Raw genomic sequence first — 21366 nt, forward strand, 5'->3', positions numbered from 1 at the left:
TACGCCGTGAGATTTATATAACTGGTGTGTATTTTTACGCAGTAGTATCTCGTAGCCGAAAATCCGTCCATGAGATTTATATACTGGTGCTGAAAATTAAGCTACAGCCGAAAATTAGTCCGCAGTGCTATTAACAGTGAGGGATGCTTAAAAATCAGCTAACCTAATTCATTTAGTTAGTACAATCATACATATATACTAATGAACTAGTTAAATGAGAGCGTACGGGTTTATATGATGCGAAATAAAAAGCTACCTATTTATATAGATAGCCTTACATCCCATTCCCCACGATTAAAATATTTAATTATGATGCTAAATTCTAATTAATATGTGAATGCCAAAATGAATGCCATTGAATGCCAATTAATCATTTTAAATGGATGCCTAGAGAAACAAAAAAGCTATCATAGTAAGGTTTTTAACGCCTTATCATGATAGCTTTTATATCAGTTATGGGCAGTCAGGGGATCGAACCCTGGACCCACGGATTAAGAGTCCGTTGCTCTGCCAGCTGAGCTAACTGCCCAAAATATTTATCTGTTGGCTATCAACCAACAAAAACTATAATACCATGTTGGAGTAAGGATTGCAACACTTTTTTTAAAATTAATTAACAAGTTGTTTATCAATCCTTGCCTCAAATCAACGATATTTATAATAGCATGATAATTATTATTTTGACAACCCCTATTTTTGGAAAAAAGTCATATTTTAAATCTTCATTGCAAGAACATTACGTTTAGAAAACAAAAGTCCAAGCGTGTTATAATGTAGTAAGTTAACGATTTAAAAATAGATAAAAGTATAAATATCCTTGAAGTGATAGCTTTTCGTTAACGTTAAAATAAACAAAAACAAATCAATTCCTGTTAAGGAGATAGAATATTATGGCAAAAATTTTAGTAGTAGATGATGAAAAACCGATCACAGATATTGAAAAATTCAATTTAGAAAAAGAAGGATATGACGTTGTAGTTGCATATGATGGGGAAGAAGCACTTCAAAAAGTTGAAGAAGAATCCCCAGATTTGATTATCCTAGATTTAATGTTGCCTAAGGTTGATGGACTAGAAGTGGCTAGAGAAGTCAGAAAGACTCGCGATATGCCAATTATCATGGTAACAGCTAAAGATTCTGAATTGGATAAGGTCTTAGGCCTTGAATTGGGTGCTGATGACTATGTTACTAAACCATTCTCAAACCGAGAATTAGTTGCTCGTGTTAAGGCTAATTTGCGTCGTCAATCAAGCAACGACAATGGACAAGTTTCTGATAATGAAAACAAGGATATCAAGATTGGTGACTTAGTAATTCATCCAGAAGCTTACACTGTTACAAAACGTGGTGAAAATATCGAATTAACTCACCGTGAATTCGAATTGCTACATTACTTAGCTCAACATATTGGTCAAGTAATGACTAGAGAACATTTGCTACAAACGGTTTGGGGTTACGACTACTTTGGTGATGTTCGTACAGTTGATGTTACTGTTCGTCGTCTAAGAGAAAAGGTTGAAGACAACCCAAGTCACCCAATCTGGCTAATCACAAGACGTGGGGTAGGGTACTACCTACGTAACTCAGAACAAGAATAATCGACAGAACTAAGGAGTAGTTTGCGGTGAATAGTAAGATTAAGTATTTTCAATCAATTCATTTTAAAATTGCGCTTGTGCTTGCGCTAATCTTATTGGTGACCCTAGAAATTGTTGGGGCCGTTTTTGTTAACCAATTGGAAAACAAGAATATGGCTTCATTTAAAAAACAAGTTCAGGTTCCTACTTACGTAAACACAACCTTAACGAATGAGCTTTCTAGCTCTAATATTGCCAATGCCAACGTAAAAATTAAGTCATTATTATCTAATATTGACAGTAACAACTACACCGAAATTAAGGTTGTTGATGCTAAGAACACCATTCGTGGAACCAACGAAGTCGGTGATCAAAGCTCTGTTGGCCAAAAAAACTTCAGAACCGATATTAAAAACGCGATTATCAACCGTCGTTCATCTAGTTCAATCACTAGTAACCCGGGCGATAGTTCGCGTTATTATACTGTCATCACACCGCTAATCAAGAGTAGTAATAACGAATTAGTCGGTGTTGTTTACGTGCACGCTAATTTAAATACTGTTTATAACGAAATTAACCAAATCACGGTTATTTACGTTGTTGCCGCTGTTGTCGCCATCCTATCTGGTTTATTAATTTCCATCGTTATTTCAAAGGCGATTACTAAACCAATTGATGAAATGAAGAAACAAACATTACAAATTGCGCGAGGGGACTACTCCGGTCAAGTTCACGTTTATGGACGTGATGAATTAGGACAACTTGCCAATGCTGTTAATAACCTTTCAGTTAAGGTTGAGGAGTCCCAAGAATCAACTGAATCAGAACGTCAAAGACTGGATTCCGTTCTAACCAACATGACTGATGGTGTTATTGCGACCGACCGTCGTGGATACGTCATCATCATGAATGATGAGGCGGCAAGTTTCTTAGAAACGACTGAACAAGATGCATTAGGTAATTCAATCCTAGACATTTTGGATATTAGAAAAGAATATAGTCTACGTGACTTAATCGAAAACCCGGATGAAACAATCATTGATCGTTCGGATAAAGATCATGATTTAATCTTACACGCACACTTCTCATTAATTCAAAGAGACTCTGGTTTTGTATCAGGACTAGTATGTGTGCTACATGATGTTACCGAACAACAAAAGATTGATAACGACCGTAAGGAATTCGTTTCCAACGTTTCCCACGAATTAAGAACACCGCTAACCAGTGTTCACTCATACATTGAAGCATTACAAGATGGTGCCTGGAAGGATCCAGAGATTGCACCTAACTTCTTGAAGGTTACCCAAGAAGAAACCGACCGTATGATTAGAATGATTAACGACCTGTTAACCTTGTCTAGAATGGATTCTGGAACCCAAAAGATTGATAAGGAACTAGTTAACATCACCGAATTGTTCAACTATATCTTGAATCGATTCGACATGATTATTAAGTCGGATGACAACAATAGCGAAAAGCCTAATAAGCACTACCGCATTGAACGTCGTTTCACTAAACAAGACCTATGGGTAGAAGTTGATACCGATAGATTTACTCAAGTAATCGATAATCTAATGAACAACGCCATCAAGTATTCTCCTGATGGGGGAGTGATTACTTGTTCACTATACAAGACCAAACACAGCGTTATCTTGAGCGTTAGAGACCAAGGATTGGGAATTCCTAGAAGTTCCATTCCACACATTTTCGATCGTTTCTACCGTGTTGATAAGGCGCGTTCTAGAGCCCAAGGTGGAACTGGTCTTGGATTAGCAATTTCCAAAGAAGTGGTTGAAGCACTTGGTGGTAAGATTTGGGTAGAAAGTACCGAAAATAGAGGTTCTACTTTCTACATCTCACTACCATACGAACCAATCGAGGAGGATTTATGGGATGAAGATTAAATATTTTATACTACCGGCATTATTGACAATCGCGGTTGTAGTTAGTTTTGCCCTTTCTGCCTCCATTTTGATTAATCCGGCTCACTACGACCGTTCAAGTCAGAAGGTTTCTACGCAAAGTAGTCAGATTGATGCTAAACCAATGTCGACCATCTATTCACCAACTCAGGTGATTAGAACCAAGGACTCTGGTAAGCAATACGTTCTAACCAACCAATCTGTTAACTTAACCACCGAAATTGGCCAACAAATGAACAACTATAAGGATCCCAAGTTTACAGAGGTAAAGAGTAATGAAAAAAATTACCTTAAGTATCTAAATACAGACGATTCTGTCATGCTAAACTATCCGGATGCTTTGAACCTAAAGATTGTTAGCCAGTACATTAGTAAGAGTTTTAAATCATTACCAAACGTTTCAATCAATCGAATTGTGATTCCGTTTGACGACAGTAATGATATTTACCTATTTTCAGACCACAACTACAAGGTCTACAAGATTCACGTCTCAGATACTAACGTTAAGGGAATTCAAAAGGTTATCGAGGATAATGTCAGAGCAATTCCCGTTAAGATGAAGATGATTAACCACACACCATTTATTGATTTTTATAAGTCATTTACCATGCCTCAATATGGCTACTTGATTAATCGAACTTCACAAAATTACTACGTGACAAGACTGCTATCAGACTCACAAGATATCAGTGTAAAACGTCACCGTAGCTCGACTGTTTACAATGACGAAAATTCTCGTCAGTTGTCGTTTTCAAACGATGGCGAGGTCAATTACTACGATAGTCATCCGGGCAATATTTCTACCAATATGACCCAGTTCTTGAAGGCTTCATATCAAAATATTTCCCAGCTATTAGTTAGCGATACATTGGCCAACATTCGTTTCTTCAATTACGATTCTAAGAATTCTAAAGTTGTCTACAGAAACTACGTTGAAGGTTTCCCAATCTTTGACCAAACTAATTACGGGGCAATCGAAATGAGATTAGTTGATAATACTTCCTTGAAGTACAACTTCTCACTAAATACCCTTCAAATCCCGGTACCAACCGGACGTAAGGATACTAAACTAATTACTACCGACGACCTATTGAACAGTCTACGTAATCACGGATACAATGCCAACAAGATTACAGACATCGAGTTGGCTTACCAATGGAGTAATACCAAGTCATCTGACATCTTGATTACTCTCCAACCAACATGGTTCGTTAAATATAACGGTAAGTACATGAATTACACCCAAATGCTATCAAGAGGACCACAATAAGATAGGAGGAAAGCTACATGGACTTTAAAAAGATACAAATCATCTTCTTGATTATCTTCGTGATGATTGATGTTTTCTTATTCTCTTTATTCAGAGAAAACTCACATCTTCAAACCGAAAACAGTAATCAAGGTAGTGATACCGAAATCATTAAGCAAATGCAAAATGATCAAATCACTGTAGCACCTAAACTATCTACAAGTGGTCAAACTGGATACTACCTATCCGCAGTCAACGATGACACTTTAAATAACGACGTCAATAAGTTATCTAATCAAAAGGTGACTTACGCCAATCACATTTTAAGAAGTACTTTCAAACGACCAATCGGTCTATATTCCGGCGACTATCGCGACATCCTAGATAAGTTGATGAAGAAGTCTAGCTTCATTTCACATGGCACGGAATATGAGTACAATTCTGACTTATCTACCAAGAACAGTGTTGTGTATTCACAAAAAACATCTGACGGATTATTATATGGTACAAAACATGGTCAGGTTACCTTCAACATTAGTAATGATCATCTATTAGAAGGATATACACAGAGTTATATGAATGATGTTAGTATTTTGCGTGAAAAAACTGATATCATTTCACCAGCAAAGGCTTTAGTCTGGCTATACCAATACAACGAAATTCCGGATAATTCAAAAATTAAATGGGTTCGTTTATACTACACCCAACTACTATCAATTAAGAACAATATTGTTTTAATTCCGACCTGGGTAATTGGATATACCACTTCAGATTCCTCTTCAGTAGTAGTTAAGAGAATCAATGCCTTTAACGGTGCTATCTTGGATAGCAGTAGTGCGACTCAATCGACTACTAATTAGAATTTTAGAAAGAGGATTAAAATGAACAACGAGACAGACGATATGAAAGTTAGTGTTTTATCTAGTGGAAGTGGGGGAAATGTAACCTACATTGAAACTAATCAACATAAAATACTATTAGACGCTGGTTTGAGCGGTGTCAGAATTGAAAAATTGATGCAATCAATCAATCGTTCAATGAAGGATGTCGACATGTTGTTGGTTTCCCATGAACATACCGACCATAGTAAGGCGGTCGGTGTTTTGGCTAGACGTTACCCACAAATTAACGTCTACGCGAACCAACCAACATGGGATGCAATGCATGAAACCATTGGAGAGATTCCAAACGAACAAAAGAATATCTTCCCACCAAATATGGTAATGAACTTTGGTGATATCGATATCGAAAGTTTTGCGGTTTCTCATGATGCTGCTCAAGCGCAATTCTACGATTTTCATCATCACAATAAAAGTTTCGTTGTTCTAACAGATACTGGATATATCTCAGATCACATCTTCGGTGTTATCAATAATGCCAATGCATATGTTTTAGAATGTAACCATGACGTTGAAATGCTTAGAAGTGGGGAATACCCATGGTCATTGAAGCAGCGTATTATGAGTGACGAGGGCCATTTATCTAACGAAGATGGCGCTAACTCATTGATGGAATGTATCGGATATGATACTAAACGCATATTTATTGGGCATAGAAGCCATCACAATAACGTGAAGGAGTTAGCTCATCTAACGGTAGCATCAATGTTAGAAGAAAATGATTTTGGGGTAGGCACCGATTTTGATTTATTAGATACCGATGTTGAAAAGGCATCTAAATTATTTACACTTTAGTTTGATTTAAGATTATTTAATATAATAAGATTAATAAAATTGATAGGGGGAAAACCTTATGAAAAAAAGTGACCGATTTGTTTTAAAAACAGGATTAATTGCTTTAGTGGCTGGACTATTGGGTGGTGGAATCGCCTATGGTGGTGCGAGCTTGTTACAAAGCACTGGCGTCGATGTTGCCGTACCAACTGGTTCTAACGCCGGTGGAACAGCTTCAACATCTAATTTAAAAGTTAACGTGCAATCACAATCAGAAAAGGCATATCAAGCTGTTAAAAATTCAGTTGTTTCTGTAATTAACTTAAAATCAACTAGTTCAAGCTCATTTGATTCGATGCTAGGAAAGAGTTCTAGCAAACTAGAGGCGAACAGTGAAGGTTCTGGTGTGATTTACAAGAAGAGCGGTAACGCTGCTTATATCGTAACTAATAACCACGTTGTTTCCGGGGCCTCAGCAATTCAAGTGCTGTTAAGCAATGGAAAACAATTAGAGGCTAAGGTGGTTGGTACCGATAGTGTGACCGACTTAGCTGTGTTAAAGATTAACGGAAGCATGATTAAATCAGTTGCTTCATTTGGTAATTCCGACAACATTAAGGTGGGTGAAACTTCTCTAGCAATTGGTTCACCATTAGGTTCTGCATACGCTTCATCATTAACGCAAGGAATCATTTCCGCTAAGAAACGTGAAGTGCCTTTGACTGGGTCAAATGGCCAAGCTACTGGAAACACCGCCACAGTAATTCAAACTGATACAGCTATCAACCCAGGGAACTCGGGTGGTCCATTGATTAATTTAGCTGGACAAGTTATTGGTATTAACTCAATGAAGTTAGCTTCTGATAGTGAAGGTACTAGTGTTGAAGGAATTGGTTTTGCTATTCCAAGTAACGAAGTGGTTAATATTATTAACCAACTGGTGAAGAACGGAAAGATTGAACGTCCGGCTCTTGGAATTCAATATGTGGATTTAACTAACATTGCCGTTAGCCAACAAAAATCAATTCTAAAATTACCATCATCCGTTGAAAATGGGGTTGTGGTTTACACAGTTACCAAGAATAGTCCTGCTGAAAATGCTGGATTGAAGAAATATGACGTGATTGTTGAACTTGCTGGCAAGAAGATTTCTAGCCAAGACGAAGTTAAGAACATTTTATACAGTCAAAAGCTCGGATCAACAGTAAGCGTTAAGTACTATCGAGACGGAAAACTAAAGACCGGAAGCATTAAGTTGACGGAAAGTACTTCTCAATTGAAAATTAATCAATAACATGCAATAAATTGAAAAAAATTTAAAGTTATGAAAACGCTGACATGCTGGACATTGTCAGCGTTTTAGCGTTTTTCAGGGGTTGTATTTAATTTAAATAAGATGTATAAATTTATATATCGGATTTTAAATTGATATATATAAAGGAGTTTTTCATTATCACTATTTTTGGTTTTAGTGTATGGACATTGCTATTATTCATCCCTGTTGGTATCGTTGCCGGTATCTTAAGTACAGTAACTGGACTAGCTTCACTTGCCTCATACCCAGCGTTATTATATTGGGGTGCTTTAAACCCTATTTCAGCAAATATTACTAATACTTCCGCTTTACTATTTAACGTAGTAAGTTCTGGTATTTCATCTAAGCGCGAATTAGATGGACACTGGAAGGAACTATTTAAAGTTATGACTATCATCTTCTTTGGTGGTATCGTTGGTGTTATTCTATTAACATTCTTACCATCAAAGGACTTTGAATATGCAGTACCTGTATTTATTGCTGCTGCTGGTATTGGTATCTTATTACCAAGTAAGGACACTACTAAGGCACCTACTGCTAAAGTAGTTGAAGAACCAACTATTGGTTCAAAGAAAATGCTTGTAGACTTCGGTATGATTGTTCTATTCTTTGCTATTGGTATCTACGGTAGTTACTTCGGTGCTGCTGCTGGTGTTATCCTATTAGCTGTTCTATCAAGAACAAGTAAAGATCCATTCCCTGTTTACAACGCAATCAGAAACGTGGCCATGGGTTCAGCTAACGTTATCGGTACTATTCTATACTCATTCAAGTATGGTCAACACGGTAGCACCCACATTTACTGGGCACTAGCTATTCCTCTAGGTATTGGTTTCTTAATTGGTGGTTACGTTGGACCTAAGATTGTTCGTGTATTACCAGTTAAGTTAATCAAGATTGTTACTGGTATTTTAGCGCTATACCTAGCTTACACTCAATTCGTGTCAGCTTACGGTATTCACTTATTCTACTTCTTCTAAAGATGAAATTTTTGCACCTATTGTTATTTATAACGGTAGGTGCTTTTTTTATCCTTTTCTTTTATTCGAAAAATGTTAATATGAAATTATGATTTTATTTTAGAAGAAAAAGAGATGAGAAGTCATTACTATTTTAGGTGTAAGTATTTGGATTATTTTATTGTTTATTCCTGTGGGTATCTTGGCAGGAATATTGGGAACGGTCACTGGGTTATCATCACTAGTATCCTATCCTGCATTGCTATACTTTGCTGGCCTACCAGCCGTTTCTGCAAATGTGGTTAACAAGGCATCACTAATGTTTAATGCCGTCGGATCATGTATCTCTTCCACCCGTGAGCTTAGAGGTCACTGGAAGGAACTATTTAAGATTATGGTTATCATCTTCTTTGGTGGAATTACAGGAGCTATTTTGCTAACTGCGTTACCATCATCTAGTTTTACTCATATTGTGCCATTTTTTATTGCCTTTGGTGGTTTAATGATTTTGCTTCCTGACAAGAAAGAAATTAATGAAAATACTGAGGGTGCGATGAACTTTAATCCTGCAGCCAAAAAAGATACTCCATGGACTTGGTTAAAGAATATCGCCATCATTGTCCTTACATATTTAATTGGTGCATACAGTGGATATTTTGGCGCTGCATCAGGAATTTTATTATTAGTCCTACTAACTAGAACTACATATAACGAATACACTGTAAGCAACGCAATTAGAAATGTTGCGATGGGAGCTGCAAACATTGTTGCTACTGTCTACTATTCACTTTTTTCCCATGTTGTTTGGATCTTGGTTTTACCGCTGGGAATTGGCTTTTTCATTGGTGGATATATTGGACCTAAGATTGTGCGTGTGCTACCAGTTAAATTCATTAAGATTGCGACTGGAATTTTGGCTTTGATTTTAGCTTATACTCAATTTGTTTCAGCTTATCATATCCACTTCCTATAAAAAGAGCGAAAAAAGTTTGCTCTTTTTTTGTGCTTAAAATGTGAGTAATTTTAGAAAAGTTAAAATTGATAATTAAAGACTATTTATATTTATAAGTAAAAAAAGGAAATTACTTTATGCACGATTCAATCTTCTTGCTATTAGTTAATACTAAGTTTATCCATTACGTTTTTTGTGATTATGCCGTACAAGACTGAAAATTAAAATTAAGAGTTAAATGATAAAAGGTGATGTTGCAATGTTTCAGTCTTGTAATTATTAATTAAAACTTAACTGAATTATAACTACAAATTATGTAAAAGTGGTGCTACAATACAAAATTGTTCCTCAAGTGATGCACACAGATGATCATTTTTGTGGAGTTTACATCTTTATAATCTCTATATTTAATATATTGATTTAATTACCATTCTTATTTTTTTCTAGAACGCGCGATGAAAAAATTCGGTGGACGAATGGTAGTTGAATGATGAATCAATATGTTGTTTATATCGAAAATGCATATTGTTATGGGTTGTATGTAAAATACATGAACCTAAAACAATTTAAGCAATCTAAATAATGCACTTTTCGTTGATTACTTCTTAATTGGAATAAATAGTCTAACTTGAGAGACTATTTCTCATCAATAACTTTGCGATGGATATCTAGCAACAATGATTTGGTAGGATTATTGTGATGCTTTTATCTATTAGCATTGCTCCTTTTATTGGTTGAGGTGGATCCATTAGGACACATAGTGTTTAGCTATTATTTATTATTTTTGATTCATATGATTATGTACTGTTTTGTGTGATGGTAGACACACATGATAGTAAATTCCCCCAATCATTTATTAAGTTATGTTTCATAACGTACACGTAAGCTTTGATAATGACAGTTTCGTATGAATTTCATTTTTAAAAGTTGTTGAACCTTCTCTAGTATTTAGATGCTGCATTTAAAGATGTATTTAAGTGGCAATTCTTTTATTAAGATGTAATGATCAAAAAGCAATTGGTAGTTATTTCGAGAATTTAAGCAATCGGTGATGCATCTCCGTCACGCAGATTTATCCCAAAATCGTAATACTTTTCATTCCTTATAATAAAAGCATTCTCGATTATGATTATTATTCAGATCATTATTATATTGCACTAAAAAAGCTTATCCTAAACGGGATAAGCTTTTTTATTTATTCTTTACCAGTGTGAAAAGAATCCATTAGCACCAAAGAAACGGCAAGTACTTGGGACGAACCAGTTGTAAATACCAGTAACCCATTTGTCGATACAATTGAATAATCCATAACTTCTGTTTGAATAAACAGGATGGCACCAATTCCAACTCCAAATCCATCCACATCCCCATTTGTGAGGTCTGCAGTTGTTATTTGGTTGTTGGTTATTGTCATTGTTGTTGTTGTTGTTATTATCGTTTGGTTTTGCATTGTCATATTTAACGTCTGCATTTCCACCAAATGAAACAGCAGCAGTTACTGAAGAATTAGCATTGTTTTCAGTTCCCTGACCTGAAACAGCAACAGTGTTTTTGTAAACATCACCATCAGGATTTCCATTAGCATCAGTATCATAAGTTAGGTTGATACCGTTGTTGAATGCACCAGCAAAGCTAAATTCTAGGTTGTTGTTTACTTGATTTACAGTGATAGCAGGAACTGCCTTATTATCAGGGATGAAGTTGTTGTTTTCGTCCCAGTAACCAGAAGTTGCCTTGACGCTACCCGCAACGTATTTTTGGTTATTTCCTAGTGAATCAGTCAATTTAACATCTTTAAGATCCTTATGTTCAGGATTCATAGCAACATTCCAAGTTACTTGTTTATGATCATCTTTTTTAAACCAACCAGTTTTATTAACAAACCAATTTTTGCTTGTATGATCGATGTTTTTACCAGATACGTTCAAGTTGATATCACCTTGGCGGTTAATCTTCTTATCCATCAAGCTACTGTTGAAAGTAAGAGTTGCGGTAGAGCTGTTGACGTTAACATTTCCTACTGCAACGTTGTCGGTATTGTAAGCTGGGAAACTGTTAGCTCCATCAACTCTAACGTTTTGAGGGATGCTTAATTGAATACTGTCGTTTTCCTTAACACCAACGTTATCTCCCATGTTCCAATGGTATTTCAACTTATATTGTGTATAATAATCCAAATTATTTTGACTAGTTACATCTTTACCTTGGCTGTCTGAAACTTGATATGAGGAATTGATTTGATTTGTAATGTCATCGGCATGAGCTGATACATTAAAAAAGAACAATCCCAAACAAGCAAAGACAAGTAGGCTAATTACTTTCTTTACCATAATCCTCATCACTCCGTTCAATGTTCTGTCTTGTCCCATTTGAGTTCACCAACCATGATTTTATAAAGACTCACAATTGGAATGAAGAAGGTGATAACGTTAACCACAAAATAATATAAAGTATTGATGAAGGCTCTCCATATCGATAGATGCATTTTAGGATTTTCACGATTTTTAAAATACCAATTAATGTACCTTTGATACGAAATAGTAGCCAGAAAAGTTATTACTATCCAGATAAATAAAAGAGACATCAGCGTATAATCTACGGAATGGTAAGTAAAGAGTGTATATATTTGTCGATAAAGCACATAAATATTAATGATATTAACAAATATATATAAAAACGGTATTACCATATCGATTGTTAAATCGATTTTTAATCCAATTTGAATATACTTGCTTCTATAAAGATCTCCTAAGTATTTAAAGCATTGCAGACCGCCTGTACACCAACGAATTCTTTGCCTTATATACTTATACATACTACTCACTGCTTGTTGTCTGACGATAACATGATCATTAAAGATACTAGTGTACCCTTTAATCCACCCTTTAAGGGTAAACTCCATATCTTCTAAGAGGGCATTACCCCAGCCCACATTCTTGGCCATGTCAAGACTCACAAATTGACCATTCCCCGAGGCAATTCCATCGCCTAAATTGTCACGGGTGATTTGTGCTTTACGGTTCATCCCGCAAAACTCAACATCTTGAGCAATTTCTAGAGCATTGTTAATGTTAATCATTTTCACGGCTGATTGAACCATTCCGAGACCAGGATTTTCTTGAAAGTCAAAAATAGCGGTTTCGATGTCGACGGAACTAATTCGACCATCTGCATCAATGATTAAGATAATATTCTCAGCAGCCTCACTTTTATGTTGTTCAACGAAGCTTGTTGCGAAATTTAATACTGAACCTTTACCTGTATGGGCAATATCAGACGTGGTTTGAATCACAATTTCTTTTTTTGATTGAACAATTGCAAAAGTGTCGTCATTGGATTGATCATCGACTACTAAAATATGACCGGTGATGTTTGGATTGAGCTTATCAATCTCGTTTCTTAGTGAAACAACGGTATCACCAATTACAGATTCTTCGTTCAATGCTGGAATTACAATCCACAAACAGTATCTAGATACAATATTAATTTTTCTTTTCTCGCATTTATAATGTTTTGAATGATTAACCAATAGAAATAGTACTTGTAATATATACAAAATATAAAAAATCACGGATATTACAAATAGAATTTTCACTTTATCTACCTCCATTTTAGGGACAAGATAACTTCATTATATTCAGAAGTTTATAAATGTCTTGTCTAGCCTAAATGCATAGGTAGTTCACGATGACACCGTGTCTCCACTAGGATTGAGCACTTTTATATTTTTTGACTATATGTCATGTTCATGTGATTGGTATTTCTTTTACATAAACTTATGTAAAAAAGAAAAAAATTTACTTATTTTTTGACTTTGAGTATAATTATTCAGCTTCTACATTGATGATTTTTTGTTGGTCGAAGTCGTATAGGCCCTGATCAGTTAATTTTAATGTTGGAATGACAGGAAGTGTTAGGAAAGATAAAGTGATAAAAGGATCGAAGTTAACACCATCGCTGATTTCTTTAAATGCAGATTCGATTTCTTCTAGTTCGTGACTAGCTGATTGCCAGGACTTATCAGACATTAGTCCAGCGACTGGTAGTGGCATAGTTGCTAAAGTCTTTTCTTCATCAACGACGGCGATACCTCCTTTTGATGCAGTTACTTCTTGAATGGCTCTATAAATAGCCTCCTTTGTGGTTCCAACAGCTACTATGTTATGTGAATCGTGAGCTACTGTTGTGGCGATTGCACCGTTTTTAATGTTAAAACCATGAACTAATGCTAATCCGTATGTACCTAATTGATGATGACGTTCGGCATCAACCATTAATAGGACGTCGTTTTTTAGATCAGTTTTGAAATAGCCATCTTCGACAGGAACGTCTTGAATTGAATGGGTAGTTTCAATGTGATTAGCAATAACTCCCATTATGTGGCATTTGTTTGAGTTTAAAGGTAGTTTTAAATCATCAACCGATAGATTCTGGTGGACACAGTTTTCGTCGAAATCAATAGGAGTGGTATTAAACCTGTCTTCGGTCATGACTTCACCGTTTTTGATGACAGTCTTAACGTCAACCTGGTCCAGGTGGTCAACGATGACTAAATCAGCTTGATAGTTTTCTTTGATGGCCCCTAACTTATTTAGTTTGTGAGCAATTGCAGCGTTGTAGCTGGCCATTTTGTATGCTGTTTCAGGTTTTAGGCCGTATTGAATTGCTAACTTGATATTGAAGTTGATGCTACCTTCTTTAATGATGGTAGTGATGAATTTGTCATCAGTACAGAAGGAAAAACGGTCAGCATTTTCTTCATTTACTGCTTGGATTGTGTTTTGCAAATCTCTTTCGACGGTTCCTTCTCTTAAGAAGACATTCATTCCTGCAGCAAGTCGGTCTTTCATTTGATCTAGACTAACTGATTCATGATCGGTGGTAATACCATTTTCGCGGTATTCTTTTAGTTGGTCTAAGGATAATCCGGCACCGTGACCATCAATTTGATATCCGTGGTCTAAGGCATCTTTTAGTTTTGCCATCATGTCCTTATCTTTATTATGTACAGCTGGATAGTCCATTACTTCGGCTAAGCCGATAACGGATTCTTCATTATATAGGGGATGTAAGTCTTTGGCAGTTAAAGTAGCACCATTATGTTCGAAACTGGTTGCGGGAACTGATGAAGGTAACATTACTAGGACTTCTAGTGGTGTTTGTTTAGCATCTTCAATCATGTATTTTATTCCATCTGCACCGGAAACATTCGCAATTTCGTGTGGATCTACGACAATAGATGTGACTCCCATAGGAACTAAAACTTTACCTAATTCTGATGGAGTAACTAGTGAGCTTTCGATGTGAACATGAGAATCAATAAAACCAGGAACCACAAACTGGTTATTAGCATCTATGATTTTTTTAGCCTTAAGGTCTGGATGATTTCCTAAAGCAATAATCTTGCCATTATTAATGAAAATATCATTAATTTCGAAGCTGTTTGTGAATACATTTAAAACTTTTCCATTTTGAACAAGTAAATCAATTGTTTGCATTTTTCCACCCCAACGTTTATTTAATTTTGATTAAAATTATCAAGTATTATGAAACATTAATGAATGAAAGTCAAATCTATTTTAATGTTCGGAAAAACACTGAAGTATTAAGCCGTTGGTAGATATATTTTCTATAGATGATAGAGTAATTTTTCAGTAGTACCTAAAAAAATGTTTAAAAAGGGGTAAATGTAGTGTACAATTATATTGTTCTTAAAAATAGAAAGGGTGAAGAACTTTGAGTGAAAACGTTTCACATGAAAAAAAGGGCTTCGTTGAATATGCCAACGGTCCTTCACTAGAAGAAATTAACGGTGGAATTAAAGTTCCGAAGGACTGGGGATTCTGGAAGACTTTATTCGCCTACTCAGGACCTGGTGCTTTAGTAGCGGTTGGTTACATGGATCCAGGTAACTGGGCTACATCAATTACAGGGGGTCAAAACTTTGGTTACCTATTGATGTCTGTTATCTTAATTTCAAGTTTGATTGCGATGTTACTTCAATACATGGCAGCTAAACTTGGAATCGTGAGTCAGATGGATTTAGCACAAGCCATTCGTTCAAGAACCTCAAAGACATTGGGTGTCGTTTTATGGATTATGACTGAATTAGCAATTATGGCTACTGATATCGCCGAAGTTATCGGTGGAGCTATTGCTCTTTATCTTTTATTCCACATTCCTTTAATCTTAGCGGTATTCCTTACCGTATTTGATGTTTTATTATTGCTATTATTGACTAAAGTGGGATTCAGAAAGATTGAAGCAATTGTTGTTTGTTTAATTCTTGTTATCTTAGTAGTCTTCATCTATGAAGTTGTACTATCTAATCCAGATTGGTTTGGTGCAATTAAAGGATTAGTACCAACTCAACGTACTTTTTCTAGTGACCATCCTGTTGCAGGTATGACTCCACTATCAGGTGCTTTAGGTATTATTGGGGCAACTGTTATGCCACATAACCTATACCTACATTCAGCCATTGCTCAAACTAGATCTATTGACCATAACGATGAAGAAGATGTTGCAAGAACTGTTCGTTTTGCTACTTGGGATTCAAATATCCAATTAACATTCGCATTCTTCGTTAACGCCTTACTATTAATCATGGGTGTGGCCGTATTTAAGACAGGTGCTGTTCAAGATACATCATTCTTCGGTCTATTTGATGCTTTAAACAATACTAAGATGTTATCAAACCCAATTCTAATTGGTGTTGCTAAGTCAGGTATTTTATCAACATTATTTGCCGTTGCATTACTTGCTTCAGGTCAAAACTCAACCATTACTGGTACTTTATCAGGACAAGTTATCATGGAAGGTTTCGTTAACTTAAAGGTTCCTCTATGGGCTCGTCGTTTAATTACTCGTTTAATCTCCGTTGTTCCAGTGCTTATCTGTGTGCTATTAACCGCGGGTGAATCAACACTAAAACAACATGCTGCGATCAATGACTTGATTGAAAACTCACAAATTTTCTTAGCATTCGCATTACCATTCTCAATGCTTCCATTGTTAATGATGACTAATAGTGCTCAAGAAATGGGTAGTCGTTTCAAGAATACACTATGGGTTAAGATTTTAGGTTGGATTTCAGTTATTGTTCTTATTTACTTAAACGCAATTAACATGCAACCTGCTGTCGCTGGTTTCTTCAGTGACAATCCAACTGCTGCTCAAAATGCAGAAGCTGGTGTAATTGCTAACATCATTAACGTTGTTATCATTCTTCTACTAATCTGGACATTAGTTGAACTATACTTAGGTAACAGACGTTTAAGAAACAGAGAAGACTAAAATAAAAAATTCAAGAATAGAAGGCGAAAATTATGCAAAACATGGACGTCGAAATTAATTTCAAGAATATTTTAGTTGCTGTCGATGATTCAGATGATGCTTTATTAGCTTTTAAGTACGCTATTTCACGTGCTAAATCAGAAGGTGCAAAGCTAACCATCGTTTCAGTACTAGAAGACGAAGAAATCAATGTTTTCCAATCATTATCAGGACAATTTGTTCATGGTAAGTATGAAGATTTAGAAAAACATTTAGAAAAATACAAGCAAACTGCTGAATCAGCCGGTGTAGCTGATGTTGATGTTATCGCATCCACCGGTGAAGCTGGGGAAACCATCATCAAAGATGTTCTTCCTAAGGTTAATCCAGATCTATTGATTGTAGGATCAGAATCAAGAAAAGGATTAGCTCGTCATTTTGGTAGTCAAGCTGCCTATATGGCAAAATATTCACCAGTATCAGTTATGGTGATTAGATAAAAACTATTGATTAATTACTCACTCCGAAAAAAGACTCAAGATATTATCTTGAGTCTTTTTTTATAAAACAAAACAAAAAAATCCATAGGATAAACTATGGATTTTTTATTATTCAACATCTAAAACATTTTGTTTTTGTTTGAATTGTTCTTTTACGAATTCATAGAACTTAACTTGAGTAACATAGAAGTAAGGGAATACGTAAATTCCGACGATTCCTGAAGTAATTGCGACTAGAATTATCCAACCGGTGAATGAAAGTTGTAATACAAGGAAATCTACCTTGTAGCCCTTCATAATATCTTGGCTGGTCATAATAGCAGTGTAGGCACTAACTGGTTTGTTTTCCAATCTAGCATCTCTGTATATCCAAAGAGCTTGGTTGTATGCGAAACTCTTTACGACTAACCATACAAGTACGGCGATGAATTCAGCGATGGAAAGAGATAATCCTAATGCGTTTGGTAGTAAAATCATTAATAGATAACCAGGGATAAATAGTAGTGACCATAGTGATAATAGGATTGATCTTAAAATCCAAGTCCATGTGGTACCCCAGAAAAGACGTTGATCATCGATAAATGTTAGTGATTTTCTAATTGGTTTTTGGAAATCATCTTGGCCTCTTAATACATTGAAGGCGGTGTAGATAGCACCGAGTAAAAAGATTGAAGATAAGATTATGAAAATAAATGTTGCAACATAGTTAACGGCGTCATTACTTGTAACGCTAGTAGCAACGTTTGTGGCATCTACCTTTATAGCTGAGTTAATGCTTACCTGGTTAGCTAAAATGTTGTAAGCAATGTAAGTTAGTAAGAATGGTAGAAATAGGATGAAGAAGAAGCGTTGGTGACCACGAATAAGGCCTTTAACTTCTCTTTTTTGTTCTGCGCGATTGTACATGAGAATCCTCCTGTTTGATATTATGTCTTAATTATACCAAAAACCCCGGCAGAAAAAATCCGACCGGGGTTTAATTTTTGATTAAGAATGATTTAGATGTTCTTCCAAGTGTCGTGACCGATTGAAGGGAATAGGTGAACATTTCTTTCAATTTCAAGTGGCGTCATCTTCATGTTAACGGCTGGAACAATCATGTCCACTGCGTTATCAGCTTGGTCTGAGATTTCAGTGAAACCAACTAAGCGGTGTTCCTTGTCAAAAATGTAGGCATTCTTAACAACTGGTTCCTTAGTGATTTGTCTAAACCAAGTGTTAGTAGCATCGTGTTCTTCAACAGTGTATTCGTCACTAGCGTTTGCTTCATCAACGGTAACACCCATTTGACTGATACGAGGTGAAGTAAATACTACTGATGGAATTGCTGGGAAGTCGATTGGTTGATCTGTTTCTCCGGCAAATAAGTGCTTTAGGTATTGTGATTCGAAAGTTGCTGTTGGAGTTAGGTTTGGTTGACCAGTAGCGGCAACGTCACCTGAAGCGTAGATGTTTTCAACTGATGTTTGTAGGTATTCGTTAACTAGGACACCTTTCTTATCATCGTATTTAACACCCACTTCGTCTAGTCCCATGTTGTGGACCATTGGAACACGACCAGAAGCGTCCAGAATGTAATCAACAGTTAGTTGTTGGTTGTCAGCGTAAGTAACAGTGTATTCGTCACCATCTTGGCTGAATGAACGTAGACCAGAGTTTTCAACAAACTTGATACCTGATTTCTTCATTTCGTCCATTAGGATTTTTACGTATGGTTGGTAGAAAGGACGTAATGCCTTGTCACCATGCATGAACATAGTAACATCAGCGCCTGCTTCGTTTGCCATAGTAGCAAATTCCATGGCGATGTAACCAGTACCAACAACGGCCATACGTTTTGGCATGTCTTCTAGTTCCATGAAGTCTCTTGAATCATGTGATAATTCAGTTCCTTCAATTTCAACTTTGTGAGGTGTTAAACCTGTGGCGATAACAATCTTGTCTGAAGTTACGTGTTCACCATTGATTTCTAGTGTGTGAGCATCAGTGAACTTAGCGAAACCATGGATAACATCCATTCCTAAGCTCTTCATAGTTGCTTCACGGTCTACCTTGATTGGTAGGATTCCTTCGCGTTTGTGTTTGATGTTTTCTTTCCAGTTTAGCTTAGTGTCACCTTCAACAATGGCTTTCATACGTCTTTGGGTCTTAGCTAGGGTAACTGGTCCATCAAGTGAGATTTTGGCGTTACAACCCCAGTTAGGGCAAGTACCACCAACGGCAATTGCTTCTACAAACGCAATTTTAAAACCTTGTTTGCAAAGTGTCTTGGCACCGTCGAATGCGGCGTGTCCTGATCCGATGTAGATAACATCGTAATCGAAGTTAGGATTTTTCATGTTAAAGCCTCCATATTTATTACGATTTTTATATTTTCTTATATTAATTAATGTACAATATTGTAGTGTTGCAAACAAATATATTGACTCGATTTTAACGGAATTTTAACCAATAAAAAAACCACCCAAATGGGTGGTTTTACTTAATATTTTATAGATGTTGCCAAGCGTCACTACCAATAGTAGGGAACAAGTGGACAATCTTGTTAATTTGAGATTTGTCTAATTTTAGAGCGACGGCAGGTAGGATGGAATCAATTACGCTATCTGCTTCATCAGAGACTTCTGTTGCACCAACTAAATGGTGTTCTTTGTCAAAGATGTATGCACGTTTAGCGATTTTTTCATTTGTAATTGAACGATACCAATCAGCAGTCATATCATGTTCTTCGACAGTGTAGTCATCACTGTTTTTAGCTTCTTCAACTGAAACACCTACTTGAGCGATACGAGGTGAAGTAAATACAACTGAAGGAATAGCAGGGAATTCAATTGCATCCTTGGTTGCACCTGAGAATAAGCTTGTTAGATATTGTGATTCGAAGATAGCTGTTGGAGTTAATTTTGGTTGACCAGTTGCAGCAACGTCACCGGAAGCATAAATGCTATCAACTGATGTTTGTAAATGATCGTTTACTTCAATTCCGCTCTTTTTATCGTACTTAACACCAACTTCGTCTAAACCAATGTTTTCGACATTTGGAATACGACCAGTTGCATCTAAGATGTAGTCAGTGAAGACTTGGCGGTCATTTGATAGTTCAATTGTAGTCTTGCATTTTTCTTCATGGAATTCTTTAACTTCTGCATTTTCAACGAATGTAACACCTTTTTCCTTTAAGTCGTTAACTACAGAATCAACGTATTCTCCATTGAAACCACGAAGTGCACGATCGCCATGCATGATAACAGTAACTTCTGATCCAGCGGCATTAGCAATAGATGCAAATTCCATTGCAATGTATCCAGCACCAATAATAGCGATGTGAACAGGAAGTTCGTCAATGTTTAAGAAGTCCTTAGAGTCATGTGCCATTTCCTTACCAGGAACATCCAATCTGTGTGGACGTAAACCAGTAGCGATGACAATCTTATCAGCAGTGTAAGATTTACCATTAACATCAACAGTATGAGGGTCAGATAACTTACCATATCCATTAATAACATCAATACCAAATGCTTCTAGACCACCCTTGATGGCACCAGAAATACCATCGATTACTTTATGTTTGTTTAACATGTTTTGGGTCCAGTCAATGCTTAATTCACCCTTAATGATGTTTTGTAGACGCTTTTGAGTTTCTAAAACTTGTGCTGGTAAATCTAAAGCGATTTTAGCGTTACAACCCCAGTTGGGACATGTACCACCAATTTTATCGCCTTCAACGACAGCAACTTTGTAACCTTTTGCAGCTAATGGCATAGCACCGTCAAAAGTACCATGTCCAGCACCGATGTATAATACATCATAATCAAAATTTTCAGCCATAATTATCAAGTCCTTTTTTCAAATTATTATGAATTACTAATTTATAAGATAAACTCATGCGTTGTGTAATTCAATTAATTTGCTTCAAATTATATAGTGTAAGACATAACAAAATT

General features: G+C 36.2%; 16 protein-coding genes and 1 tRNA gene. 10 read left to right on the forward strand and 7 right to left on the reverse strand.

Features of this window, described 5'->3' with window-relative positions:
* Window positions 1-456: 456 nt before the first annotated feature.
* Window positions 457-529 (reverse strand) — tRNA-Lys (locus RZ79_RS00255).
* Window positions 530-887: 358 nt separating this feature from the next.
* On the opposite strand from RZ79_RS00255, the gene yycF reads away from it, so the two are divergent.
* The 8 genes from yycF (at window position 888) to RZ79_RS00295 (ending at window position 9668) form a co-directional block, all read left to right on the forward strand.
* Window positions 888-1598 (forward strand): response regulator YycF, encoded by a 711-nt coding sequence (gene yycF / locus RZ79_RS00260; RefSeq protein WP_162200339.1) that lies wholly within the window; start codon window positions 888-890, stop codon window positions 1596-1598.
* A 26-nt stretch (window positions 1599-1624) separates the two neighbouring features.
* Window positions 1625-3481: a cell wall metabolism sensor histidine kinase WalK gene (gene walK, locus RZ79_RS00265; protein WP_054449504.1), complete on the forward strand. Its 1857-nt coding sequence runs from the start codon at window positions 1625-1627 to the stop codon at window positions 3479-3481.
* Entirely contained in the window at window positions 3471-4769 is a 1299-nt protein-coding gene (locus RZ79_RS00270) for a YycH family regulatory protein (RefSeq protein ID WP_054449505.1), read from the forward strand. Before walK ends, RZ79_RS00270 begins: the two co-directional genes overlap by 11 nt.
* Before the next feature lie 17 nt (window positions 4770-4786).
* Window positions 4787-5608: a two-component system regulatory protein YycI gene (locus RZ79_RS00275; protein ID WP_054449506.1), complete on the forward strand. Its 822-nt coding sequence runs from the start codon at window positions 4787-4789 to the stop codon at window positions 5606-5608.
* 21 nt (window positions 5609-5629) lie between these two features.
* A complete protein-coding gene (locus RZ79_RS00280) occupies window positions 5630-6442 on the forward strand; it encodes an MBL fold metallo-hydrolase (RefSeq protein ID WP_054449507.1) in 813 nt (270 codons plus the stop codon).
* Window positions 6443-6500: 58 nt separating this feature from the next.
* On the forward strand, window positions 6501-7715 hold the full coding sequence (locus RZ79_RS00285; protein ID WP_054449508.1) for a S1C family serine protease: 1215 nt from the start codon (window positions 6501-6503) through the stop codon (window positions 7713-7715).
* 188 nt (window positions 7716-7903) lie between these two features.
* The gene (locus RZ79_RS00290) at window positions 7904-8716 is read left to right on the forward strand and encodes a sulfite exporter TauE/SafE family protein (protein ID WP_054449509.1); all 813 of its coding nucleotides are present in this window, start codon (window positions 7904-7906) and stop codon (window positions 8714-8716) included.
* A gap of 160 nt (window positions 8717-8876) precedes the next feature.
* The gene (locus tag RZ79_RS00295) at window positions 8877-9668 is read left to right on the forward strand and encodes a sulfite exporter TauE/SafE family protein (protein ID WP_053794931.1); all 792 of its coding nucleotides are present in this window, start codon (window positions 8877-8879) and stop codon (window positions 9666-9668) included.
* A gap of 1181 nt (window positions 9669-10849) precedes the next feature.
* On the opposite strand, the gene RZ79_RS00300 is transcribed toward RZ79_RS00295, so the two are convergent.
* The 3 genes from RZ79_RS00300 to ade form a co-directional block, all read right to left on the reverse strand.
* Window positions 10850-11977: a collagen binding domain-containing protein gene (locus RZ79_RS00300; RefSeq protein ID WP_054449510.1), complete on the reverse strand. Its 1128-nt coding sequence runs from the start codon at window positions 11975-11977 to the stop codon at window positions 10850-10852.
* 17 nt (window positions 11978-11994) lie between these two features.
* Window positions 11995-13257, reverse strand: a complete 1263-nt coding sequence (locus RZ79_RS00305; RefSeq protein WP_080997405.1) for a glycosyltransferase family 2 protein — start codon at window positions 13255-13257, stop codon at window positions 11995-11997.
* Between the two features lie 214 nt (window positions 13258-13471).
* Window positions 13472-15145, reverse strand: a complete 1674-nt coding sequence (gene ade / locus RZ79_RS00310) for an adenine deaminase (RefSeq protein WP_054449512.1) — start codon at window positions 15143-15145, stop codon at window positions 13472-13474.
* Window positions 15146-15383: 238 nt separating this feature from the next.
* On the opposite strand from ade, the gene RZ79_RS00315 reads away from it, so the two are divergent.
* Window positions 15384-16943: an Nramp family divalent metal transporter gene (locus tag RZ79_RS00315; protein WP_054449513.1), complete on the forward strand. Its 1560-nt coding sequence runs from the start codon at window positions 15384-15386 to the stop codon at window positions 16941-16943.
* 32 nt (window positions 16944-16975) lie between these two features.
* A complete protein-coding gene (locus RZ79_RS00320) occupies window positions 16976-17422 on the forward strand; it encodes a universal stress protein (RefSeq protein WP_053794956.1) in 447 nt (148 codons plus the stop codon).
* A 108-nt stretch (window positions 17423-17530) separates the two neighbouring features.
* Here the strand turns inward: RZ79_RS00320 and RZ79_RS00325 are convergent, their stop codons facing one another.
* The 3 genes from RZ79_RS00325 to RZ79_RS00335 all read right to left on the reverse strand — a co-directional run bounded on the left by RZ79_RS00325 (window position 17531) and on the right by RZ79_RS00335 (window position 21250).
* Window positions 17531-18328 carry a DUF975 family protein gene (locus RZ79_RS00325; protein ID WP_054449514.1) on the reverse strand — a complete coding sequence of 266 codons (798 nt, stop codon included), beginning with the start codon at window positions 18326-18328 and terminating at the stop codon, window positions 17531-17533.
* A 92-nt stretch (window positions 18329-18420) separates the two neighbouring features.
* Window positions 18421-19761, reverse strand: coding sequence for a dihydrolipoyl dehydrogenase family protein (locus RZ79_RS00330; RefSeq protein ID WP_054449515.1), 1341 nt, complete (start codon window positions 19759-19761; stop codon window positions 18421-18423).
* 151 nt (window positions 19762-19912) lie between these two features.
* Window positions 19913-21250, reverse strand: a complete 1338-nt coding sequence (locus RZ79_RS00335) for a dihydrolipoyl dehydrogenase family protein (RefSeq protein ID WP_054449516.1) — start codon at window positions 21248-21250, stop codon at window positions 19913-19915.
* Between the last annotated feature and the right edge of the window lie 116 nt (window positions 21251-21366).

Origin of the sequence: Apilactobacillus kunkeei DSM 12361 = ATCC 700308, from assembly GCF_001281265.1 — a bacterium.
In the GTDB taxonomy this organism is placed as follows: domain Bacteria; phylum Bacillota; class Bacilli; order Lactobacillales; family Lactobacillaceae; genus Apilactobacillus; species Apilactobacillus kunkeei.

Coding starts and splice junctions, on each gene's coding strand:
- RZ79_RS00270 (WP_054449505.1), top strand. CDS start 3,471: ATGAAGATTAAATATTTTATACTACCGGCATTATTGACAATCGCGGTT.
- RZ79_RS00275 (WP_054449506.1), top strand. CDS start 4,787: ATGGACTTTAAAAAGATACAAATCATCTTCTTGATTATCTTCGTGATG.
- RZ79_RS00280 (WP_054449507.1), top strand. CDS start 5,630: ATGAACAACGAGACAGACGATATGAAAGTTAGTGTTTTATCTAGTGGA.
- RZ79_RS00285 (WP_054449508.1), top strand. CDS start 6,501: ATGAAAAAAAGTGACCGATTTGTTTTAAAAACAGGATTAATTGCTTTA.
- RZ79_RS00300 (WP_054449510.1), bottom strand. CDS start 11,977: ATGGTAAAGAAAGTAATTAGCCTACTTGTCTTTGCTTGTTTGGGATTG.
- RZ79_RS00305 (WP_080997405.1), bottom strand. CDS start 13,257: ATGGAGGTAGATAAAGTGAAAATTCTATTTGTAATATCCGTGATTTTT.
- ade (WP_054449512.1), bottom strand. CDS start 15,145: ATGCAAACAATTGATTTACTTGTTCAAAATGGAAAAGTTTTAAATGTA.
- RZ79_RS00320 (WP_053794956.1), top strand. CDS start 16,976: ATGCAAAACATGGACGTCGAAATTAATTTCAAGAATATTTTAGTTGCT.
- RZ79_RS00325 (WP_054449514.1), bottom strand. CDS start 18,328: ATGTACAATCGCGCAGAACAAAAAAGAGAAGTTAAAGGCCTTATTCGT.
- RZ79_RS00330 (WP_054449515.1), bottom strand. CDS start 19,761: ATGAAAAATCCTAACTTCGATTACGATGTTATCTACATCGGATCAGGA.
- RZ79_RS00335 (WP_054449516.1), bottom strand. CDS start 21,250: ATGGCTGAAAATTTTGATTATGATGTATTATACATCGGTGCTGGACAT.